Source organism: Falsiruegeria sp. JB4-1 (assembly GCF_055693495.1).
This window is the reverse complement of the sequence record NZ_JBVFTZ010000001.1, coordinates 1,496,105-1,513,353: the sequence shown is the minus strand read 5'-3', so window position 1 is coordinate 1,513,353 and position 17,249 is coordinate 1,496,105. Positions and strand designations below refer to the sequence as shown.

Annotated in this window: 17 protein-coding genes, 1 tRNA gene and 1 pseudogene; 10 read left to right on the top strand and 9 right to left on the bottom strand. The window is 56.2% G+C overall.

Going from position 1 to position 17,249, the window contains the following annotated elements; translation table 11 throughout:
- Positions 1–133 precede the first annotated feature (133 nt).
- The 6 genes from ACZ1HE_RS07775 to ACZ1HE_RS07750 form a co-directional block, all read right to left on the bottom strand.
- Positions 134–207: transfer RNA gene (locus ACZ1HE_RS07775), tRNA-Gly, on the bottom strand.
- A gap of 132 nt (positions 208–339) precedes the next feature.
- On the bottom strand, positions 340–1,188 hold the full coding sequence (locus ACZ1HE_RS07770) for a fumarylacetoacetate hydrolase family protein (protein ID WP_472620259.1): 849 nt from the start codon (positions 1,186–1,188) through the stop codon (positions 340–342).
- 141 nt (positions 1,189–1,329) lie between these two features.
- Positions 1,330–2,178, bottom strand: a complete 849-nt coding sequence (locus ACZ1HE_RS07765; RefSeq protein ID WP_472620258.1) for an MBL fold metallo-hydrolase — start codon at positions 2,176–2,178, stop codon at positions 1,330–1,332.
- Positions 2,178–3,617 (bottom strand): sulfatase-like hydrolase/transferase, encoded by a 1,440-nt coding sequence (locus tag ACZ1HE_RS07760; RefSeq protein ID WP_472620257.1) that lies wholly within the window; start codon positions 3,615–3,617, stop codon positions 2,178–2,180. The genes ACZ1HE_RS07765 and ACZ1HE_RS07760 overlap by 1 nt, the downstream gene beginning before the upstream one ends.
- Positions 3,614–3,868, bottom strand: a complete 255-nt coding sequence (locus ACZ1HE_RS07755) for a MarR family winged helix-turn-helix transcriptional regulator (protein ID WP_472620256.1) — start codon at positions 3,866–3,868, stop codon at positions 3,614–3,616. The genes ACZ1HE_RS07760 and ACZ1HE_RS07755 overlap by 4 nt, the downstream gene beginning before the upstream one ends.
- Positions 3,869–3,878: 10 nt before the next feature.
- The gene (locus ACZ1HE_RS07750) at positions 3,879–4,097 is read right to left on the bottom strand and encodes a hypothetical protein (protein WP_472620255.1); all 219 of its coding nucleotides are present in this window, start codon (positions 4,095–4,097) and stop codon (positions 3,879–3,881) included.
- A gap of 122 nt (positions 4,098–4,219) precedes the next feature.
- On the opposite strand from ACZ1HE_RS07750, the gene ACZ1HE_RS07745 reads away from it, so the two are divergent.
- The 8 genes from ACZ1HE_RS07745 to ACZ1HE_RS07710 all read left to right on the top strand — a co-directional run bounded on the left by ACZ1HE_RS07745 (position 4,220) and on the right by ACZ1HE_RS07710 (position 12,454).
- Positions 4,220–5,170, top strand: a complete 951-nt coding sequence (locus ACZ1HE_RS07745; RefSeq protein WP_472620254.1) for a Bug family tripartite tricarboxylate transporter substrate binding protein — start codon at positions 4,220–4,222, stop codon at positions 5,168–5,170.
- A 67-nt stretch (positions 5,171–5,237) separates the two neighbouring features.
- On the top strand, positions 5,238–5,801 hold the full coding sequence (locus tag ACZ1HE_RS07740) for a hypothetical protein (RefSeq protein WP_472620253.1): 564 nt from the start codon (positions 5,238–5,240) through the stop codon (positions 5,799–5,801).
- Positions 5,801–7,390, top strand: coding sequence for a tripartite tricarboxylate transporter permease (locus tag ACZ1HE_RS07735; protein WP_472620252.1), 1,590 nt, complete (start codon positions 5,801–5,803; stop codon positions 7,388–7,390). The genes ACZ1HE_RS07740 and ACZ1HE_RS07735 overlap by 1 nt, the downstream gene beginning before the upstream one ends.
- Positions 7,387–8,199 carry a phosphosulfolactate synthase gene (locus ACZ1HE_RS07730; protein ID WP_472620251.1) on the top strand — a complete coding sequence of 271 codons (813 nt, stop codon included), beginning with the start codon at positions 7,387–7,389 and terminating at the stop codon, positions 8,197–8,199. Before ACZ1HE_RS07735 ends, ACZ1HE_RS07730 begins: the two co-directional genes overlap by 4 nt.
- Before the next feature lie 312 nt (positions 8,200–8,511).
- Positions 8,512–9,168 (top strand): paraquat-inducible protein A, encoded by a 657-nt coding sequence (locus ACZ1HE_RS07725; protein ID WP_472620250.1) that lies wholly within the window; start codon positions 8,512–8,514, stop codon positions 9,166–9,168.
- 173 nt (positions 9,169–9,341) lie between these two features.
- Complete coding sequence (locus ACZ1HE_RS07720; RefSeq protein WP_472624397.1) at positions 9,342–9,788, top strand: paraquat-inducible protein A; 447 nt, start codon at positions 9,342–9,344, stop codon at positions 9,786–9,788.
- Entirely contained in the window at positions 9,789–11,882 is a 2,094-nt protein-coding gene (locus tag ACZ1HE_RS07715) for a PqiB family protein (protein WP_472620249.1), read from the top strand.
- A gap of 2 nt (positions 11,883–11,884) precedes the next feature.
- On the top strand, positions 11,885–12,454 hold the full coding sequence (locus tag ACZ1HE_RS07710) for a PqiC family protein (RefSeq protein ID WP_472620248.1): 570 nt from the start codon (positions 11,885–11,887) through the stop codon (positions 12,452–12,454).
- Positions 12,455–12,759: 305 nt separating this feature from the next.
- Here ACZ1HE_RS07710 and pssA read toward each other — a convergent pair whose 3' ends face one another.
- The 3 genes and pseudogenes from pssA to ACZ1HE_RS07695 form a co-directional block, all read right to left on the bottom strand.
- Positions 12,760–13,491: a CDP-diacylglycerol--serine O-phosphatidyltransferase gene (pssA, locus tag ACZ1HE_RS07705; protein ID WP_472620247.1), complete on the bottom strand. Its 732-nt coding sequence runs from the start codon at positions 13,489–13,491 to the stop codon at positions 12,760–12,762.
- Complete coding sequence (locus ACZ1HE_RS07700; protein ID WP_472624395.1) at positions 13,488–14,201, bottom strand: phosphatidylserine decarboxylase; 714 nt, start codon at positions 14,199–14,201, stop codon at positions 13,488–13,490. Before ACZ1HE_RS07700 ends, pssA begins: the two co-directional genes overlap by 4 nt.
- A gap of 101 nt (positions 14,202–14,302) precedes the next feature.
- A pseudogene (locus ACZ1HE_RS07695) lies at positions 14,303–15,746 on the bottom strand (cryptochrome/photolyase family protein).
- A 306-nt stretch (positions 15,747–16,052) separates the two neighbouring features.
- On the opposite strand from ACZ1HE_RS07695, the gene ACZ1HE_RS07690 reads away from it, so the two are divergent.
- Together ACZ1HE_RS07690 and accB are read left to right on the top strand one after the other, a co-directional pair.
- Complete coding sequence (locus ACZ1HE_RS07690) at positions 16,053–16,589, top strand: LuxR C-terminal-related transcriptional regulator (RefSeq protein WP_472620246.1); 537 nt, start codon at positions 16,053–16,055, stop codon at positions 16,587–16,589.
- A gap of 146 nt (positions 16,590–16,735) precedes the next feature.
- Positions 16,736–17,245 (top strand): acetyl-CoA carboxylase biotin carboxyl carrier protein, encoded by a 510-nt coding sequence (gene accB, locus ACZ1HE_RS07685; RefSeq protein ID WP_472620245.1) that lies wholly within the window; start codon positions 16,736–16,738, stop codon positions 17,243–17,245.
- The last annotated feature ends 4 nt before the right edge of the window (positions 17,246–17,249 follow it).

Genomic DNA, 17,249 nt, shown 5'->3' with positions numbered 1-17,249 from the left:
GGAGGGTCAAGCAGTCAACGCGCGCAGCCTAGCTTGCGGGACCCTTTGCCGCGTGCATCGCACATTGCAAACATAGCTTCTCGATCCCCTAATTTCAGGGGCAAGGCATCAATACTGTCGGCTGGGATATTCTTGGAGCGGGTAGCGGGAATCGAACCCGCACCTTAAGCTTGGAAGGCTCTTATGATACCATTTCACCATACCCGCCCAGAATTTTTGCTTGGTAGAACAGCCAATCTGGGACGTCAATAGCGATCCGGGCAGAACTGGTCTTTCACGAGCAAAAAACGCGACCAGAGATTTGATGTTGCTCAGAAAAATTCAGAGCAACACCACGCCTTAGTCGTCAGCACGCACCAGCTGACGTTGCTTCCCCAGACCCTCTATGCCCAACTCCATCACGTCGCCTGCTTCCAGATAGACCGGCTCGGGCTTGATACCCATGCCCACGCCCGGGGGTGTACCGGTTGAAACAACGTCGCCGGGATGCAGAGTGAAAAGCTGACTGAGGTGCGAAATGATCTGTGCCACGGAAAAAATCATGGTGCCAGTGTTCCCTGTTTGCATCCGCTGACCGTTGACGTCCAGATACATCGACAGGGCCTGAGGGTCCGGCACCTCGTCGCGGGTGACTAGCCAGGGACCCGTCGGGCCAAAGGTGTCGCAAGATTTGCCCTTGGTCCATTGCCCCGTAAGATGCATCTGAAAATCGCGCTCGGACACATCATTGGCGATGCAATAGCCCGCCACATGGTTCAGGGCGTTCTCTTCACTGACATATTTGGCCTTGGTGCCGATCACCACACCCAGTTCCACTTCCCAATCGGTCTTGGTCGATCCGCGCGGCATCACCACGTCATCGTTCGGACCGGAAATGGCCGAATTGGCCTTCATGAACAGGATCGGATGGTCCGGAATGGGCATTCCCGCCTCGGCTGCGTGATCTGAGTAGTTCAAACCGATGCACAGGTATTTGCCGATGGATCCGACGCAGGGACCAAGGCGTGGGGCGCCCTCCACCACCGGCAGGCTGCTTGGGTCGACAGCACGCAGCCGTTCCAGTCCGACGTCCGACAGCACCGCGCCCGAGATGTCGGTCACATGGCCCGACAAATCGCGAAGGGTGCCATCCGGGGCCAATAGTCCCGGCTTCTCGGCTCCGGCTTCTCCATACCGCAACAGTTTCATGATGTGTTCCCCTGACCCTTCTTTGGAATGGCGGCATCATCACTGCTCAAACCGCGGGGTCAATCACTTGTCATATGGATCGGCGATGAAAACCGACCGCGCGCCACGGGGAGAGAGGAGCGCGCGGTCGGCGTTGGTCGATCAGATCTCGTACACGTCCAGATCTTCGACAATCTTTGCCGGGCCTGCAAAATGTTCCTTCAACTCGGCTTTGGCGCTTATGTGCCCCGCTTCGCTGTCCATGTGGATGCGAAAGTGAGTGATCAGCAGTTCCTTGACGCCTGCGGATTGCGCCATTTTGGCGATGTGCTCGGGGGTAGGTGAGAACTCGGCAATCGCAGGATGGATGTCATCGGTCGACAGGCGATAGCACCAGTGGATCAGCAGGTCGGCATCGGTCGTCAGATCGGTCAATGCATCACAAATGCCCGCGTCCCCGGAATAGACGAACTTCTTACCGCCCGCCTCGACCGAAAAGGCCATGCAATCGAACGCCGGTTGGGCATGGGGAACCTCGCAGCTTTTCAACTCCCACCCGTTGCCTTGGTAGGAAAAGCCAGGCTGGATCTCGGTCACTTCGGGTGCAGGCCAGGCGCGTGGCAAGGTACCACCGCGCGCGACCCAGACCTGTTGACTGGGGGCAAGTTCGGTGCGGGCATAGAGATCGGGCGACAACACGCCTTCGCGGCCAAAGTAGCCTTCGGTCATGCGCGCAATCGGGCTGGGCCCCCAAACCTTGAGCGGCGGCGCACCTTCGTCCCAAGCAGCATGCACAAGACGGGCGTAATCCATCATGTGATCAGTGTGCAGGTGTGTGAAAAACAGATGCGTTATGTCACTGGGCAATCGGCCTGAACGCACGAGGTTGTCAAATACCCCGCCTCCGCAGTCGAACAGGATTTTGTCATCGCCGATTTCCAGCAGATAACCGGTCGAAGCACGACGGGCATACGCTTCAGGAGAACCCGAACCGAGAATGGTCAGTTTCATTACTTTGCTTCCATCATTGGGGGTGGCGTCGCACCAGGCGCGCCAAGTTTCAGGGCAGCCTCGCGGCCCCCATGTTTGGCGATCAAAGCCGCCTGATCATCGAACGCTTGTTGATCGACCGCGTCCGGGTCGCAAATTGCACGCAAGGCAGCTTCCATCCGGGCCAATCTGTCGAAGTGATCCGGATCACCGGCCAGATTGCGGGTTTCCTCGGGGTCTGCGTCCAAATCGAACAACTCGGGCTCAAAGCCCACATAGTGATGATACTTCCAGCGCCCGATCCGCAGCATGAACGCCCCTGACACGGCTCCTGCGGCGTGGTATTCCGAGAACACAGGACGTTCGGGGGCCGGTTCCTTCGCGGCAATATCGTAAAGCGAGCGCACCCCGTCCGAAGCCTCCAGCGGTGCATCAAAGTGATCAGCAATGGTGGCTGACACATCCAGAAGGCTGACCGGGGTTTCGCAAATCCCCTGCCCCACGCCCGGACCGGTCATGATCATCGGAATGGCGGTGCTTTCCTCATAGAGGTTGGATTTCCCCCACAACCCCCGGGCACCAACGTTGTCGCCATGATCCGATGTGTAGATGACCGTGGTGTCATCACCAAAACCCGCCTGTTCAAGACCGGCCATGATCTGACCGACGTTGTGATCCAACCAACTGCACAGCCCATAATACGCGGCGATTGCCGTCAGGCGCTCGTCCTGATCCGTAAACTTGGCCTCGCTGTCCATGAAGGCGTTCTGTTTTTCCACCCAAGGGTGGCGCGTGTAACCGTCGCGCGGGTGCAGCTTTGGCTCAGGCAATTGGTCATGCGGATAAAGGTCATAGAACTCTTGCGGGACCACCAAAGGGAAATGCGGCGCGACAAGGCCGACGTACAAACACCAGGGGCGCTTGTCGTCACTCGCGGCGCGATCATTCAGCCAATCCACAGTACGCGTCGTCACAGCAGCATCGTATTCGGTGTATTTGCTGTCGCCTGGCCCAACATAGTCACCCAGCATCCGGCCCTTACCCATCACGCGCTCGTCTTCCTTGCGGATCGAGGCCCAGACCATGCCGACGCCACCCGCCACCATCATCGGGATGTGTTCCGTGTCGAACCCGGCCAGGTCCTCTTCGGCGCGGTAGTGCAGCTTGCCAATGCTTTCAACCGGCACGCCCCTGCTCTGCAACGCATGCCCCCACCCGGGGATGGAGCCGTCATAGGGCATGGCATTATCCCACAGCCGCGTTTCATGCGCATAGCGCCCAGTGGCAAAGCTGGCGCGCGCGGGCACGCAGATAGGCGACGGCGTATAGGCATTGGTGAACCGGGTCCCACGCGCGGCCAGAGTGTCCAGATGCGGCGTTTGTGCGACAGGATGACCGGCACAGCCCATGGCACGTGCCTGATGCTCGTCCGACATGATGACAAGCAGATTCCCGGTCATGACTGGCTCTCGCCTTCGATCTGTTCCATTGCCAATTCCAGCTTGTCCATCGCCGTGAACATCACCTGCCGTTCGCTTGCGGTCAGGCTTCCCAACAGCCCATTCTGACGCGCGCGCATGGCGGGGCGTGCCTGTTGAAACACCGCGAACCCCTTGTCGGTAAATTCCAAAGTATGGCTGCGCTGATCCGATTCGCTGCCCTCGACCGCGATCAGCCCTTCTTTCAACATACCTTTCACCGTCCGGCTCACCTGCCCTTTGTCAAAGTCCGTGCGCTTGACGATTTGGGCTTAGCGTGATCCTGCCGTGGTTTTCGATCATCACGAAAATCCGCCACTGCGACAACGAAATCCCTGCGGTTTCCTTAAGTATTCTAGCGGCTTGCGCATTGAGCTTGGCATGTATCCGGCTCAGGCGAAACGTCACCATTTGCTGCAATGGAATGTCAAATTCGGTGTCCGTGACCTGATCCGCTGACATGCGAAACCTCCTCTTTCTTGCTTTCACCGTGGCATCGTTTAGTTGATCCGTCAACTTTTTTGTTGACCTGTCAACCATTCCTGACGCAGGCTTGTTAAAACAGCGCGTTCAGGGAGGAACACATGAAACGCACACTGAAAGCTGCAATCGCTGCAATCGGCCTGACCGTCACTGCAACCGCAGGCATGGCCGCCGACTGGACACCGCCCGGCCCCATCAAGCTGATGATCGCGTTCCGCGCAGGCGGCGGCGCCGATACCCAGGCCCGCCTGATCGCCGAAGCGCTGGAAGAGAAGATGGGGTGGAAGTTCATCCCCGAGCAAGTCACCGGAAAGGGTGGCTTGAACATGGCCAACACACTAAAGGGTCAGCCCAACGACGGTACAGCCATCGGCCTCGCGGTTACTGAAACTTTTGGCTACAACATGGCCGCCGCCAACGCGGGTATGACGCCAGAGGATTTTACCGGCCTGACCACGACAGCTGGCTTTCAGATGGGCATCGTGGCCCCGTCAAACAAAGGCTGGGCCAGCTTTGATGATATGATCGCCGCCGCCAAAGGCGGTCAGGACATCCGCTTTGGCGTCATGAGCCCAAAGCTCGCCGATCTCGCCTATCTGCTGGGCAAGGCGCAAGGCGTCGAGTTCAACATCGTGCAGGTCAAAGGCGGCAAGGCCGTGATGAACGGCGTGACTGCAGGCGATCTGGACGTGGGGTTCATGGCTGGCATTCAGGCCAAGGGTGTAGCCGCAGGTGATCTGGTCAATTTGGCCTCCGGTTTGTCGCAGCCGCTTGTACAAACCCCTGACGCGCCAACGATGGCCGACCTTGGGGTCGACTTCAACTCGGACGGCTATTTCGTCTTTGTGGGTCCGGCGGGCATGCCCGACGACGCGCGCAAGGCGCTATCCGAGGCCATTGCTGCTGTTGTCAGCGACGAAAGCTCGAAGGCGGGCGGCTTGGTCAAGAAGGCCTTTGGCGGCGCATCCACCATCATGGGGGAAGACCTGACCCAGCTTTTGGCCAGCGACTATGCCAATGCAGGCACCCTGCTGGACGCAGCTTCCCAATAGCACGCCCCTATACGCGCGGGAATGCCATTAGGCAGTCCCGCTTTTCCATCTGGCTCAGGGGGACGCCATGCGCCATTCCAACGGCAACCTGATCTTGGGCGCGGTGACCGTTGCGTTTGCCATTCTGGTCATCTTCGTCTGGATCCCGCTCGACACCCAAACCGGTCTGATCGAAAAAGTTCGCAGGCAAATCACCATCGGTGATGCTTTGGCGCCAACAATCGCGGCAGGTTTTTTGGTACTGGGCGGTTTGATGCTGATCCTGTCTGAACGCCAAGACGAGAACCAGCCTCGTCTCGCGAAACAGGACATACTGTTTGGTTTGGCAATGTTTTTTTTGATTGTGACCGCTGTTTTGATCATGCGCCACGCGGGCCCCATTGTCATCTGGCTCTGGAACGCCTTGACCGGAGACGCGCTTGAATACCGCCTGCTTCGCGACACCGCTCCGTGGAAATATATAGGTTTCGTCCTGGGTGGTACGTTCATGATCACGGGACTTGTCAGTCTCGTCGAAGGGTACCTGCGGCCAAGAACCTTACTGATCGCGTTGATCTCGGTTGCGGTGATGGCCGCCATTTATGACCTGCCATTCGATGACCTTCTTCTGCCACCCAACGGAGATGTCTGATGGGAACGCTTGACTACATCTGGCTGGGAATACTGGCAGTGTTCCAAGGGCCCGAAGTGTTGTCACTCTTTGGATTGCCGATCTCGGTAACGCTGGTGATGATACTGATGGGCTTTATCATCGGAATCGCCGTCGGGGCGACACCGGGCTTAGCCGGTCCGGTCGCCATGGCCATTGCACTGCCCATTCTCATCTCGGTTTTCGGATATACGCCAGACGCGCTCTTGCCTGTTCTGGGTTTTTTGATTGGGGTGATGAAAGGCGCCACGATTGGTGGGGCCGTGCCTGCGATCCTTTTCAATACGCCCGGTACGCCCGACGCATTCATGACGACCCTTGACGGTTACCCCATGACGCGCAATGGACAGGCAGGCAAAGCGTTGCGCGTGGCCCATTTTGCTTCGGCTTCCGGTGACACCTTTTCCGATATTGTTTTGATCATTTGTGCACCCTTCCTGGCACTGATCGTCGAAGCCTATCTGGACTTCCCCGAAAAGACTGCGCTTCTGATCCTGTCGCTCAGCTTTATCGGCGTCGTCATTGGCGGCTCTCCGGCCAAAGGGGTTTTGTCTACCGGGCTTGGATTGCTGGCCGTTTACATCGGCACAGGCGAGGATTTCTATCCGCGCCTGTCAATGGGCAGTGACCACCTAAGTCAGGGCTTTCCAATTGCAACGTCTGTTTTGGGCGTCCTGATCATCGGCGCCGTGTTCAAGGAAATGACCGACCTGTGGCATCAGCAGCGCAGCGGCGGCGCCATGCCGTCCCACCAAGACAACGGTAATCAACGGCTATCACGGGCTGAGGTTCGGCGCTTGTTGCCCTTTATTGGCCGGTCAGCCGTTATTGGAACAGCAATTGGCGCGCTCCCCGGTATTGGTTCCACTCTGGCGGCAACGCTAGGATACACTGTTGGTCGCGCGCGCCACACAAAAACCAAACGGCAAGACGCTCTCGAGTTCGGTGAAGGCGCCCCCGAGGGCATCGCGGCCACCGAAGCTGCAAACTCATCCGTGTCCGGCGCCAATCTTATCCCGGTGCTGAGCCTTGGCATCCCCGGCAATGCGGCGGCCGTTTTCCTGATCCTGGCGGCAGAAAGCATCGGCGGTTTCAATCCGGGCCCTTCCGTGTTTCGATTCAGCCAAGATGTCGTAAATCCCGAACTGGTCATAGCTTTTGGTCTATTCACGGCCATGTTCATCGCCAACGCGTTGAACTGGACCATCGGCGGCCTTTTCATGCGGTCAATGGGCATCATGGTCCGCATCCCCAAACACATACTGCTGCCAACCGTGCTGTTGCTGACATTGACGGCTATCTATGTCCAGGAAACCAGGATCGAGGCGATATGGTTTGCCCTTGGGTTTGGGGCTTTGGGATATGTGATGCGCTTGCTGGCCATCTCCCCGCTTCCGTTTGTGATTGCCTTTATCCTGGGTGGAAAACTGGAAGACAGCGCGCGGCAGGCGTTCGCGGCAACCGGCGGCGACACCTGGTTTTTGTTCAGTTCACCAATCTCGGTTGCCTTCATGGCGGCCTCGGTCGGAATCATTGCCTTCAGCATCAGACAGAAAAGGAAAGCAGTTTGACCCATTTCGCTTTCGATCAGATCCCCACCCCAGAACGTACAAAGAAACCGCGACGTACGGGTATTACCATGATGATCGACTGGGGCATTCCATTGTCCAAGCAAAAGGACATCATCGCGAACCAGAGTCATCTGGTGGATAAAGCCAAGATTGCCGCCGGAATTCCACGGGTTATGCCACGCGATTTGCTCCGGCAAAAGCTTGCGGCATACAAAGCAGCGAATATTTCGACAGCGAATGGCGGGCTTTTCACGGAACTGACATTGGCACAAGGAACCTATGACAAGTTGCTCAGCGAGATGGCCGAGATCGGATTTTCTTCCGTGGAAGTGTCCGAAAACCTGCAGCCTCTGAGCGCCATGGACAAGACCAACGCTGTGCGCCTCGCCAAACAGAGCTATGGTCTGGACGTTCTTGGCGAAGTCGGGCGCAAGGAAGGTGTGATGACCGACGACGAGATCATGGCGGATGTCGAAACTTATCTGAATGCGGGCGTGTCTGCGGTGTACCTGGAGGCAAACGAATTATTTGACGGTGAAACAGCGCGGGAAGACCTGATCACAAGGCTCGCGCAAAGCTTTCCACCAGAGGCCTTGATCTATGAACTGCCCGTCGATGTTCTCCCGGGCATTACTCGAGCGATAAAACACAAGACGGCGTCACGCCTGGTGGCGACATTGGGAACCGACGTGAACCTGGCAAACGTGGAGCACGATGAAATCTACCTTCTCGAATGCCTGCGCCGTGGCATCGCTGGTGACACGCGACACCCGCACGGCGCATTTCGTCTGGCAGGTATCGGACACTGAAGCAATCGGGTCAGTTCTGACGGGTCGTTGGTAAGGAATGCTCCCGCCCGTCGTCGGTGTCCCTGACGGGACGTCTCCTCCCGTTGGGCCAGGCTCAGACGGGCAAAGCCCGTCTGAGCCTGGCCCCCGCCGTCCGCAGGACGCAAGGCCGACAGGCCGCGCAGATTGTAAACACTGATTGGGACTGGGCATAATGATCACCGTCGCATCAAGCAGTGCAAAGAAGGTGACTCTCATCGCGCAAGCGTTTATCTCTCGTTCAATACAGCCCTAGTTAAGGCCACTACAAGTACAAGGTTTACACATCGCGCCATGACCAAAACAGGGCACGCCGTTTACCAAGAGCAGTTTGAGCAAGACCCCGACAGTCTGATTGCCTGCCCGGCCTGTGACACCCTGCACAAGGCGGTTCCCGTTCGCGCTGGTCACATCGCGCGCTGCACGCAGTGCCATTTCAAGCTGATGGACCCCAAGCCCGACACATTGAACAGGACAATAGCCTTGTCCATAACCGCCTCGGTTCTGATGGTGACGATGCTTTGCTTTCCCTTTTTGACTATCTCTCAGTCCGGGCTCACCAGTCAGATATCGATGATCGAGATCGTCCTCGATCTGTCGCACGGTTGGTACAATATTCTTGCAATCATGGTGGCCGTGTTTGTTTTGGCGTTGCCCATTTCCCGCATGATCGCTTTGATTTACGTGATGTGGCCTCTGCGTCAGGGCAGGCCACCCCCTGCTGGAGCAAAACAGATTTTCTTGTTTGCAGAGCGCCTCAATCCTTGGGCCATGACCGAAATCTTCATTGTTGGCACCGCCGTCGCGCTGATCAAAATGATGGGGTTGGCATCCATAGGATTTGAAACCGCGTTTTGGCTTTTTTGCGGGCTAGTGGTTGTGATTGCGCTCAAGAACGCAGCCGTGTGCCGGTGGACGATTTGGGCGTTGATGCGTGAGGTAACGGATTGACCCGCGCAAGTGATCTGGGATGGATCGGCTGCCATACATGCGGCACCGTACATACGGCGGATCAAACCCGTTGCCGAAACTGCTCTGCACGGTTGCACAGCCGCCTGCCAAATAGCCTGCAGAAGACTTGGGCTTGGTTGATCACGGGTGCATTGTTTTTGATCCCTGCAAATATGCTGCCGCTCTTGTCCAATCTCGTTTTGGGTCACAACGAAGGTCACACGATCGCCGAGGGCATCGCCATATTCTTTCAGACCGGAGACTACCTTGTCGCCATTGTCATCTTGATCGCCAGCCTGCTGATCCCGTTCAGTAAGATATTTGTTATCGCCATTTTGTTGCTCAGCATTCAGTTCAGATGGCCCCTCAACAACAAAACCCGATTGCTCCTTTACGAGTTTGTCGAGTTTATCGGCCGGTGGTCCATGATTGATGTTTTTGTCGTTGCCCTGTTGGCCGGTCTGGTCAAACTGGGGGCCGTCATTTCCATCCTGCCTGGAGCTGAGCGCGATCTGCTTTGCTTTGTCTGTCATTTTTACCATGATTGCCGCGCTGTGTATCGATTCCAAAATGATCTGGGATGCACCCGCGACCGATACCGCTGCAAAAGGTACTGCTGAATGACCGATCAGAATGAAATTCGCCAGCCCGATATGCACACCCGCAAGTCAGGCCTTTTCGGAGGCATCGCACTGGTCTGGACCGTTCCGATTGCGGCCATGATCGGTGCCCTGGCCTTGGCCTGGAATGCCTACAGCGAGCGGGATGTTTCAGTCGAAATTCAGTTTCACGAGGCCGAGGGTATCGAACCGGGCAAAACCCAGATCAAGTTTCGGGATCTTGTCGTGGGCACCGTGTCGGACATGCGGTTTTCAGATGACCTGCAAAATGTCATCGTAGAGGCCGACATTCACCGCAACATGGAAAAATACCTGGATGCCGACACTCGATTTTGGCTGGTAACCGCCAAGGTCACTGCTGCCGGGATTTCAGGCCTCAGCACGCTGTTATCCGGCGCCTACATCAGTGTCGACTGGGATGCCCAACAGGGCACTGAGGCCCGCAAATTTGTTGCACTCAAAGAAGCGCCTGTGATCCAACCAGGCGCCATGGGGACCGAGATCATTCTCAGCAGCCCAAAAACAGGTTCGGTGTCAATCGGCGCACCTATCCTGCACAAAGGGGTAACCATGGGCACCGTTGAAGCCGTTGCCTATGACGAAACGTCGGACAGCGTTCGCATAACAGGCTTTATCAATGCCCCCCATGACCGGTTGATCAATACTGGCACCCGGTTCTGGAACGCATCCGGCATCAATGTCGAGTTAGACGACAAGGGGTTACACCTGAATGTTGGCAGCCTGTCATCGGTGCTTCAGGGCGGCATTGAATTTGACACCACGCGGTCCGGGGGAAAACCGATCGGACCAAAGGCTGTTTTTGACCTTTATGCCAACAAGGCCCTGGCGGACGACAGCGAACTCGACGACAACCTTAGGGCAACGGTGACATTGTCCTCGTCGTTCGAAGGATCGTTAAAGGGGTTGTCCGAAGGCTCGGAAGTACTGTTTCGGGGGCTCAAGATCGGCCTGGTAAAAACTCTGTCTGCCATCACCGAGATCAACGCATCCGGAGCGCCCGAGATACGCATTTTGGCATCCTACACGGTCCAACCCAGCAGACTGGGATTGGCTGACATCGAAAATTCTGATGAAACTCTGAAATTACTCGAGTCAATGGTTGAACAGTCAGGTTTGCGAGCGCGTTTGATGCCAAATTCCTTTCTGTCGGGCGGATTGCACATTGAGCTGTTCGAAGACAAGGAAGCCTCGCCTGCGACACTGAATGTCGAGGCAACACCAAATCCGATCCTACCTTCCCTTCCGACACCGCCAGACACCTTGTCAGTCGCTACCGAAGGGGTTCTGGACCGCGTTTCCAAATTGCCGATCGAAGAGCTGATGGACAGGGTGATCAACCTAGTTGGCGATCTGAACGTGATCCTGGCAAACGAAGACACCAAGGCTATCCCCGCTGACGTGCGAGCCCTGCTGGAAAACGTGAACGCGGTCGCCGCATCCGACGGAATCCAGCGTTTGCCCAATGAACTCAGTGAGACAATCGTATCTGTGCGCGATATCCTCGACCGATTTGAAGACGCGCAAGGCGTTGACAACATGGTGGGCGCTCTCAAGGATCTGCGCAGTGCAGTCGCCAATATTTCGACTGCGTCAGAGAGCCTGCCTCAGCTTTTGGCCGACATTGACGCCTTTGTGGTCAAGGCAAACGAATTGCCCTTGGACACGGTGGTTGCGTCGGCAGATGATGTGCTGAAATCTGCGGACAAATTGATCTCGAGTGAAGATATGGAAAAAGTGCCGGGCGCGTTGGCCGGGGCTCTGGATGCAGCGCAGGCCACATTGGATGAATTGCGCGACGGCGGCGCAGCTGAAAACCTGAACCGGACTTTACAATCGGCCAGTGCGGCGGCAGACAATATTTCCGCCGCTGTTTCAGACCTGCCTAAGCTTGCTGATCAGTTGGAACAACTGGCAAACACTGCTGAAGCCACTATAGGGGCATATGGTCCAGGTTCGCCGGTCAATCGCGAGGTGCAAGCCGCAATTGCCGACCTGCGCAAGACCGTCAAATCCCTGAATTCTCTGGTGCAAGCCATCCGCCGCAAACCGAACTCTCTCCTGGTAGGACGATGAACATGACCCGCTTGATCCGCCCTCTTTCTGTTGCGCTGCTTTTGCTGGCCGGGTGCAGCGGCCCCGTCGAGCGATACCTTCTACCCGAGATTTCCGGAGTGGACACCTATCGCACCGGCGTACGTACCGTCGAAGTAAGTACGCTGGACCTTCCTGCCTATGCCGAGGACACCGAAATTTCGCTGCAAGGCGAAGACGGTGTTTTACGCCCTACGAAAAGCGGGTTCTGGGCTGATGAACCCGACCGGGCTCTAACAGAATTACTGGCAGCCGGACTGGATCAAGCTTTGTCGTCGAATGTTGCCGCCGAGCCCTGGCCATTTGACACACCTCCGGACGTGCAAGTGAACGTAAAAGTCGGCAAGTTGTCGGGTGTACCTGGGCAAAGTCTGCGTTTCACCGGTCAATATTTTCTGACCTCGCCAGCACATGGGCATCTGGAGAAGGCCTATCGGTTTGCCTATTCAGTTCCGATGGCGGATGACAGCGTAACTTCGGTGGCAACAGCGCAGAGTGACGCCATGAAACAGCTTGTCAACGATATCGCCAAACGGATCGCGACAGGACGCTAAAGCTAGACTTGAGTTAACGTCCCGGTGCTCGCCCGCCCGCCGTCGATGTTCCTCGCGGAACACCGCCTCCTGTTGGACCGGGCGCATCGCATTGCGCGGCGCGCGCCTTAGGGCTGCCAACAGTTTCGACGAAATGGGATTGTTCGAGCGCAGCAGCAACCCGGTTTTCTAAGACACTCTTTTGGAATCCGCTCTACACTCAGATACACGAATACCCGTCCATACCTTCGGCATTTTCGGTACATCCGTGCCACTTTTTTAGTTAGGTAAAAGGCCGGATACTGTAGTTGAGGACATAAATACTTCTATCGAAAGCGCCGCGCCAGCAACGGGATCGACAGCAGATATACGGCGGCCAACAACACAAAAGCGTACCAGGTCACCGACATCATCAAGAGCAAAGCCGCCAGCCCCATCCCCCCGACCACCCGCGAACCGGCCGTTTGCCACGAGACCATTTTGGGCGAGAATGTCGGAATGCGGCTGACAGCCAGGTAGCTGACACCCACGAGATACAGTACAAAAACGTAATGAAAGAAACCGGTTGCGGTGAAGCCGCACTGCAGAAGGTAAATCGGCATGAGCGCGAGAAACGCGATCGCAGGGGCCGGTACTCCGGTGAACACTGGCTGACCAGTTTCTGCGACTTCGGCGCCGGACACATTAAATCGAGCCAACCGAAGCATGCAGCAAACAACAAGCAACATGCAGGCGACCCAGCCGACGCTGCTCATTTCCGTGCCGTGGAACATGAACGTATAGACCAACATGCCTGGGGCAATACCGAAGCACAGAAAATCAGCCAGCGAATCCAGTTCCGCCCCGAAATGGCTTTCAGCATTCAAGTGACGCGCAGCACGGCCATCCAAACCATCCAGAACAATCGCAATCAGAATAAAATAGATTGCGGGCTCCACCCTGTCGGTCAGCGTCATCCGCAGCGACGTCAACCCGGAACACAATGACAGGATTGTCAAAGCATTGGGAATATTGCGCCTAAACGGACCGCCCTGCGGCCAGGGAGTGCGTGAACTCATACCATGTTTCCCGATCGTCTTATCTGCTCCTGGCCAAGTTCAGCCAGAATGGTTTCGCCTGCGGTTGTCGTCTGTCCCAGAGTGACCAAGGGTTGTACCCCGGGCGGCAGGTAGATGTCCAGCCGACTACCGAAACGGATCAAGCCGAAGCGCCCACCAGTTGTGACACGCTCCCCTTCCTTCACGAAGCACACGATGCGCCGCGCAACCAGCCCCGCAATCTGGACCACCGCGATATCAGTGCCATCATCGCGACGAATTGCCAGCAGATTACGTTCGTTGTGCTCGCTCGCCTTGTCCAGCGAGGCATTCAGAAACTTGCCATGGTGATAGACGATTTTGCTGACCGTACCACCAAAGGGTGCCCTGTTCACGTGACAATTGAATACGTTCATGAACACCGACACCCGCATGCGTGGCTCGTCCCCCAGTTCTAATTCAGGGGGCGCCACTGTTTCGGTGATCAACGAAACCATGCCGTCGGCAGGAGATACAAGTAACCTGTCATCCACGGGGACTGACCGAACCGGGTCGCGAAAAAAGTAGTAACACCAAACCGTTAGCCCAAGGCCGATCCAGAATAGCGGTGCAAAAATAAACCCGGCCACGACACTTGCGGCAGCAAAAACGGCCACAAACTTTCGGCCTTCGGGATGCATAGGCACCGCCACGATCTTGAGCATGTTCATAAGCGATCCTTCGCCATTCAGAGTAATCAGTCGCGCCCGTACATCCAGCCAAATCGTGATAAAGGCAACAAAAAGGTGACGTTCTTGTAACTATGCCTTTACGTCGTAGTGCCAATCCGTAGCTATGGATTGTCTTCCTGTCTTGCAGAATAGGCTTGCAAAGCCTTGGTGCGACCCTCGGCCAAATCCAACAAGGGCTGTGGATAGGCTTTGTCAATTCCGAGTTTCCAGGCGCGAGGACATGCTGCAAAGAAATCGAGTGCATGTCGGCTTGGTGTTTGGGCTAGCTCGCCAACAAAGCGTTCGACATAAGTCTTGTCCTTATCAAATTTTTGCGCCTGTGTTTCGGGGTTGAAAATTCGAAAAAACGGCGACGCATCGGGCCCGGACCCCGAAACCCATTGCCATCCCATCGCGTTGGCTGCCGGGTCCCAGTCAATCAAACATTCCTCAAACCAGCGTAAGCCGATCCGCCAATGCTTCATCATATGTTTGGTCAAAAAAGACCCTGCAATCATGCGACCTCTATTGTGCATCGTTCCCGTAACATAAAGTTCTCGCATTGCAGCATCGACCAATGGGATTCCAGTCCGACCCTGTTTCCATTTCAAAACAGCGTCATCGTCGTTTTCAGACCAGGGAAAGCTATCCCATTCTGAACGCCAGTTGTTTGTCGTGATCCAGGGCGTGTTGTAAATCAAATGGTAGGCAAACTCGCGCCACACCAACTCTTTCAGAAAAACCTCTGCACCGGCTTTCCCTTCAGTCAATGCCCTTTGCGTGGCGTGCCATATTGTACGTGGCCCGATCTCTCCCCAAGCGAGGTTTTCGGACAGTCGCGATGTGCCTTCGACCGAGGGAACATCGCGTAGCTTTCCATAGTCCTCAACTCTATCCATGAGGAAACAGTTCAACCGGTCCAGTGCCCGGTCTTCTCCAACTGCGGAATAGCGGCCAACGACGATTCCTCCTCGATTCATTGGCCGCGTCAAGAACCAGTCGTCCAAGTTCTCACTCGCAGGCCGCCTAGCTCGGTCGAGGTAAGCACGACGGCGCCGCTTCTGGAAAAGAAACATCCAAATTGCGGACTGCGCGCCACATCGGGGAATACACTTTGAAAGGGGTACCTGCTTTGGTCGAAACTGCCCAGGGTTCAAAAAGGATGTGTCCAGGAAAACTGTGCGCATCCAACCGACTTTCGGCAAAGGTCTTTTTGACCAAGCGATCGCGAGGAATGGTTTCAGGGTCGTAAAGCCTAGTCCACCATATATCACCGGCCCCGGTTTCCTTTGCCAATTGGCTTAGTACAGTGGCCGCATCCCCGCGTCGGAGGATCAGCATTGATCCCATCTGCTCCAACGTCCTGGCAAATTGTTTGATAGATTGATGCAATCGCCATTTTGGAGCCGCTCCGTAACTTTCGACAACTTCATCAAGTATGAAAACGGGGATGATTGGTCTGCCCGACTTTGCGGCAGCTGCAATGCCCGGGTGGTCTGCAAGCCTGAAATCCCTACGAAACCAATAGATTATCGGCTTACTTTCACCTTCTCGCAACTGCCCCATCCTTTCCTTGCCATTAGTTCTTGATGCATCCCGCAAACCTAAGTTGGCAGTACCACTGTGCCCACTTGACGCCTTCAGAAGCGTTTCGAGAGACTTCCTCAAAATACGACTCAATCGGGCGCGAACACCCGCAGTAAGTAGGGCAAATATTCGCGCGGCAACCCGAATGGCGTTTCGACATTCTAGTTTTCAGAAACTACCCGACAGGGCGAGCCCGGTCTTACCGTTGTTGTAAAGCTCCAAATACGCTAGGGTTTTCAGGGATCTGGCAGACACGTTCCCTGTAACTCCAAATTTGTTGACGTCATGAGCGATCCAGCCTTCGAATACGCACCTATCGGCCTTGTCGAGCTCGAAAATCGGGTCATTCGGCGGTGCAATCTCCAATTTTCGATGATGTTCGGCGGGCAGGAGAATGACTATCGCGACATGCCGCTCTTGCATCTTTATCCAAGCCACGAGGATTTTGAACGCATCGGTGAGCGAGGATTGCAGGTCATGCGCGAAACTGGGTATTACAGTGACGAGCGGATCATGCGACGACGCAATGGTGATCTTTTCTGGTGCCGGGCCCGCGGAAAATCTCTGACGCCAGATGATCCGTTCAGGCACGGAATCTGGAGCTTTTCGGACATTTCCGAGGATCGACCCGTTGTCGAACTGACCCCCCGCGAGCGTGAAGTTGCGATTATGACCTGCCGAGGCTTATCAGCAAAGGAAGTCGGTCTTGAACTCGGCCTTTCCTACCGCACCATCGAAGCTCATCGGGCACGATTGCTGGAGAAATTCGGAGCGCGCAAACTTCCGGAACTGGTGGCGAAACTCTCTGGCATGCCACTTTGACGGCTCCCCCTCGCAAATTTTGTTGCCTTCCCCATATTACCCCATTGTAACGGTGCTTTTCATGGCTGATCGCATGGCCTATAACGCCGGGTAATCTATGCAACCCGCACATCAGACGGGCACCAAGGGAACCTTCGAGGACACTCATGAGCGAAGAAACCAAACACGAAGCGGATGTGGCATTCATCAAGGCACTGGCCGAGCTGCTGCGCGACAACGATCTGACCGAATTAGAGGTCATGCGCGAATACGGTGATGATGACAGTTTGAATGTCCGTGTCAGCCGCGCCGCCCCTGCTCCGGTCATGACTGCTGCGCCAACGCAAGTGGCCGTACCTGCCGCTGCCCCCGCTGCGGCACCTGCGGCCTCCCACGGCGCCGAAGCGCCCGCTGCCTCTCCTGCAGACGATCCCGCCAGCCACCCCGGCGCCGTGACCTCGCCGATGGTGGGGACCGTGTACATGCAAGCCGAGCCTGGCGCGCCGTCGTTCATCAGCGTAGGCGCTCAAGTCAGCGAAGGCGACACCCTGCTAATCGTGGAAGCCATGAAAACCATGAACCACATCCACGCGCCTAAATCGGGCACTGTGAAACGCATTCTTGTCGATGACGGAGCCGCGGTCGAGTTTGGGACGCCTCTGGTCATTGTCGAATAAGGCG

Coding starts and splice junctions, on each gene's coding strand:
- ACZ1HE_RS07770 (WP_472620259.1), bottom strand. CDS start 1,188: ATGAAACTGTTGCGGTATGGAGAAGCCGGAGCCGAGAAGCCGGGACTA.
- ACZ1HE_RS07765 (WP_472620258.1), bottom strand. CDS start 2,178: ATGAAACTGACCATTCTCGGTTCGGGTTCTCCTGAAGCGTATGCCCGT.
- ACZ1HE_RS07760 (WP_472620257.1), bottom strand. CDS start 3,617: ATGACCGGGAATCTGCTTGTCATCATGTCGGACGAGCATCAGGCACGT.
- ACZ1HE_RS07750 (WP_472620255.1), bottom strand. CDS start 4,097: ATGTCAGCGGATCAGGTCACGGACACCGAATTTGACATTCCATTGCAG.
- ACZ1HE_RS07745 (WP_472620254.1), top strand. CDS start 4,220: ATGAAACGCACACTGAAAGCTGCAATCGCTGCAATCGGCCTGACCGTC.
- ACZ1HE_RS07740 (WP_472620253.1), top strand. CDS start 5,238: ATGCGCCATTCCAACGGCAACCTGATCTTGGGCGCGGTGACCGTTGCG.
- ACZ1HE_RS07735 (WP_472620252.1), top strand. CDS start 5,801: ATGGGAACGCTTGACTACATCTGGCTGGGAATACTGGCAGTGTTCCAA.
- ACZ1HE_RS07725 (WP_472620250.1), top strand. CDS start 8,512: ATGACCAAAACAGGGCACGCCGTTTACCAAGAGCAGTTTGAGCAAGAC.
- ACZ1HE_RS07720 (WP_472624397.1), top strand. CDS start 9,342: ATGCTGCCGCTCTTGTCCAATCTCGTTTTGGGTCACAACGAAGGTCAC.
- ACZ1HE_RS07715 (WP_472620249.1), top strand. CDS start 9,789: ATGACCGATCAGAATGAAATTCGCCAGCCCGATATGCACACCCGCAAG.
- ACZ1HE_RS07710 (WP_472620248.1), top strand. CDS start 11,885: ATGACCCGCTTGATCCGCCCTCTTTCTGTTGCGCTGCTTTTGCTGGCC.
- pssA (WP_472620247.1), bottom strand. CDS start 13,491: ATGAGTTCACGCACTCCCTGGCCGCAGGGCGGTCCGTTTAGGCGCAAT.
- ACZ1HE_RS07690 (WP_472620246.1), top strand. CDS start 16,053: ATGAGCGATCCAGCCTTCGAATACGCACCTATCGGCCTTGTCGAGCTC.
- accB (WP_472620245.1), top strand. CDS start 16,736: ATGAGCGAAGAAACCAAACACGAAGCGGATGTGGCATTCATCAAGGCA.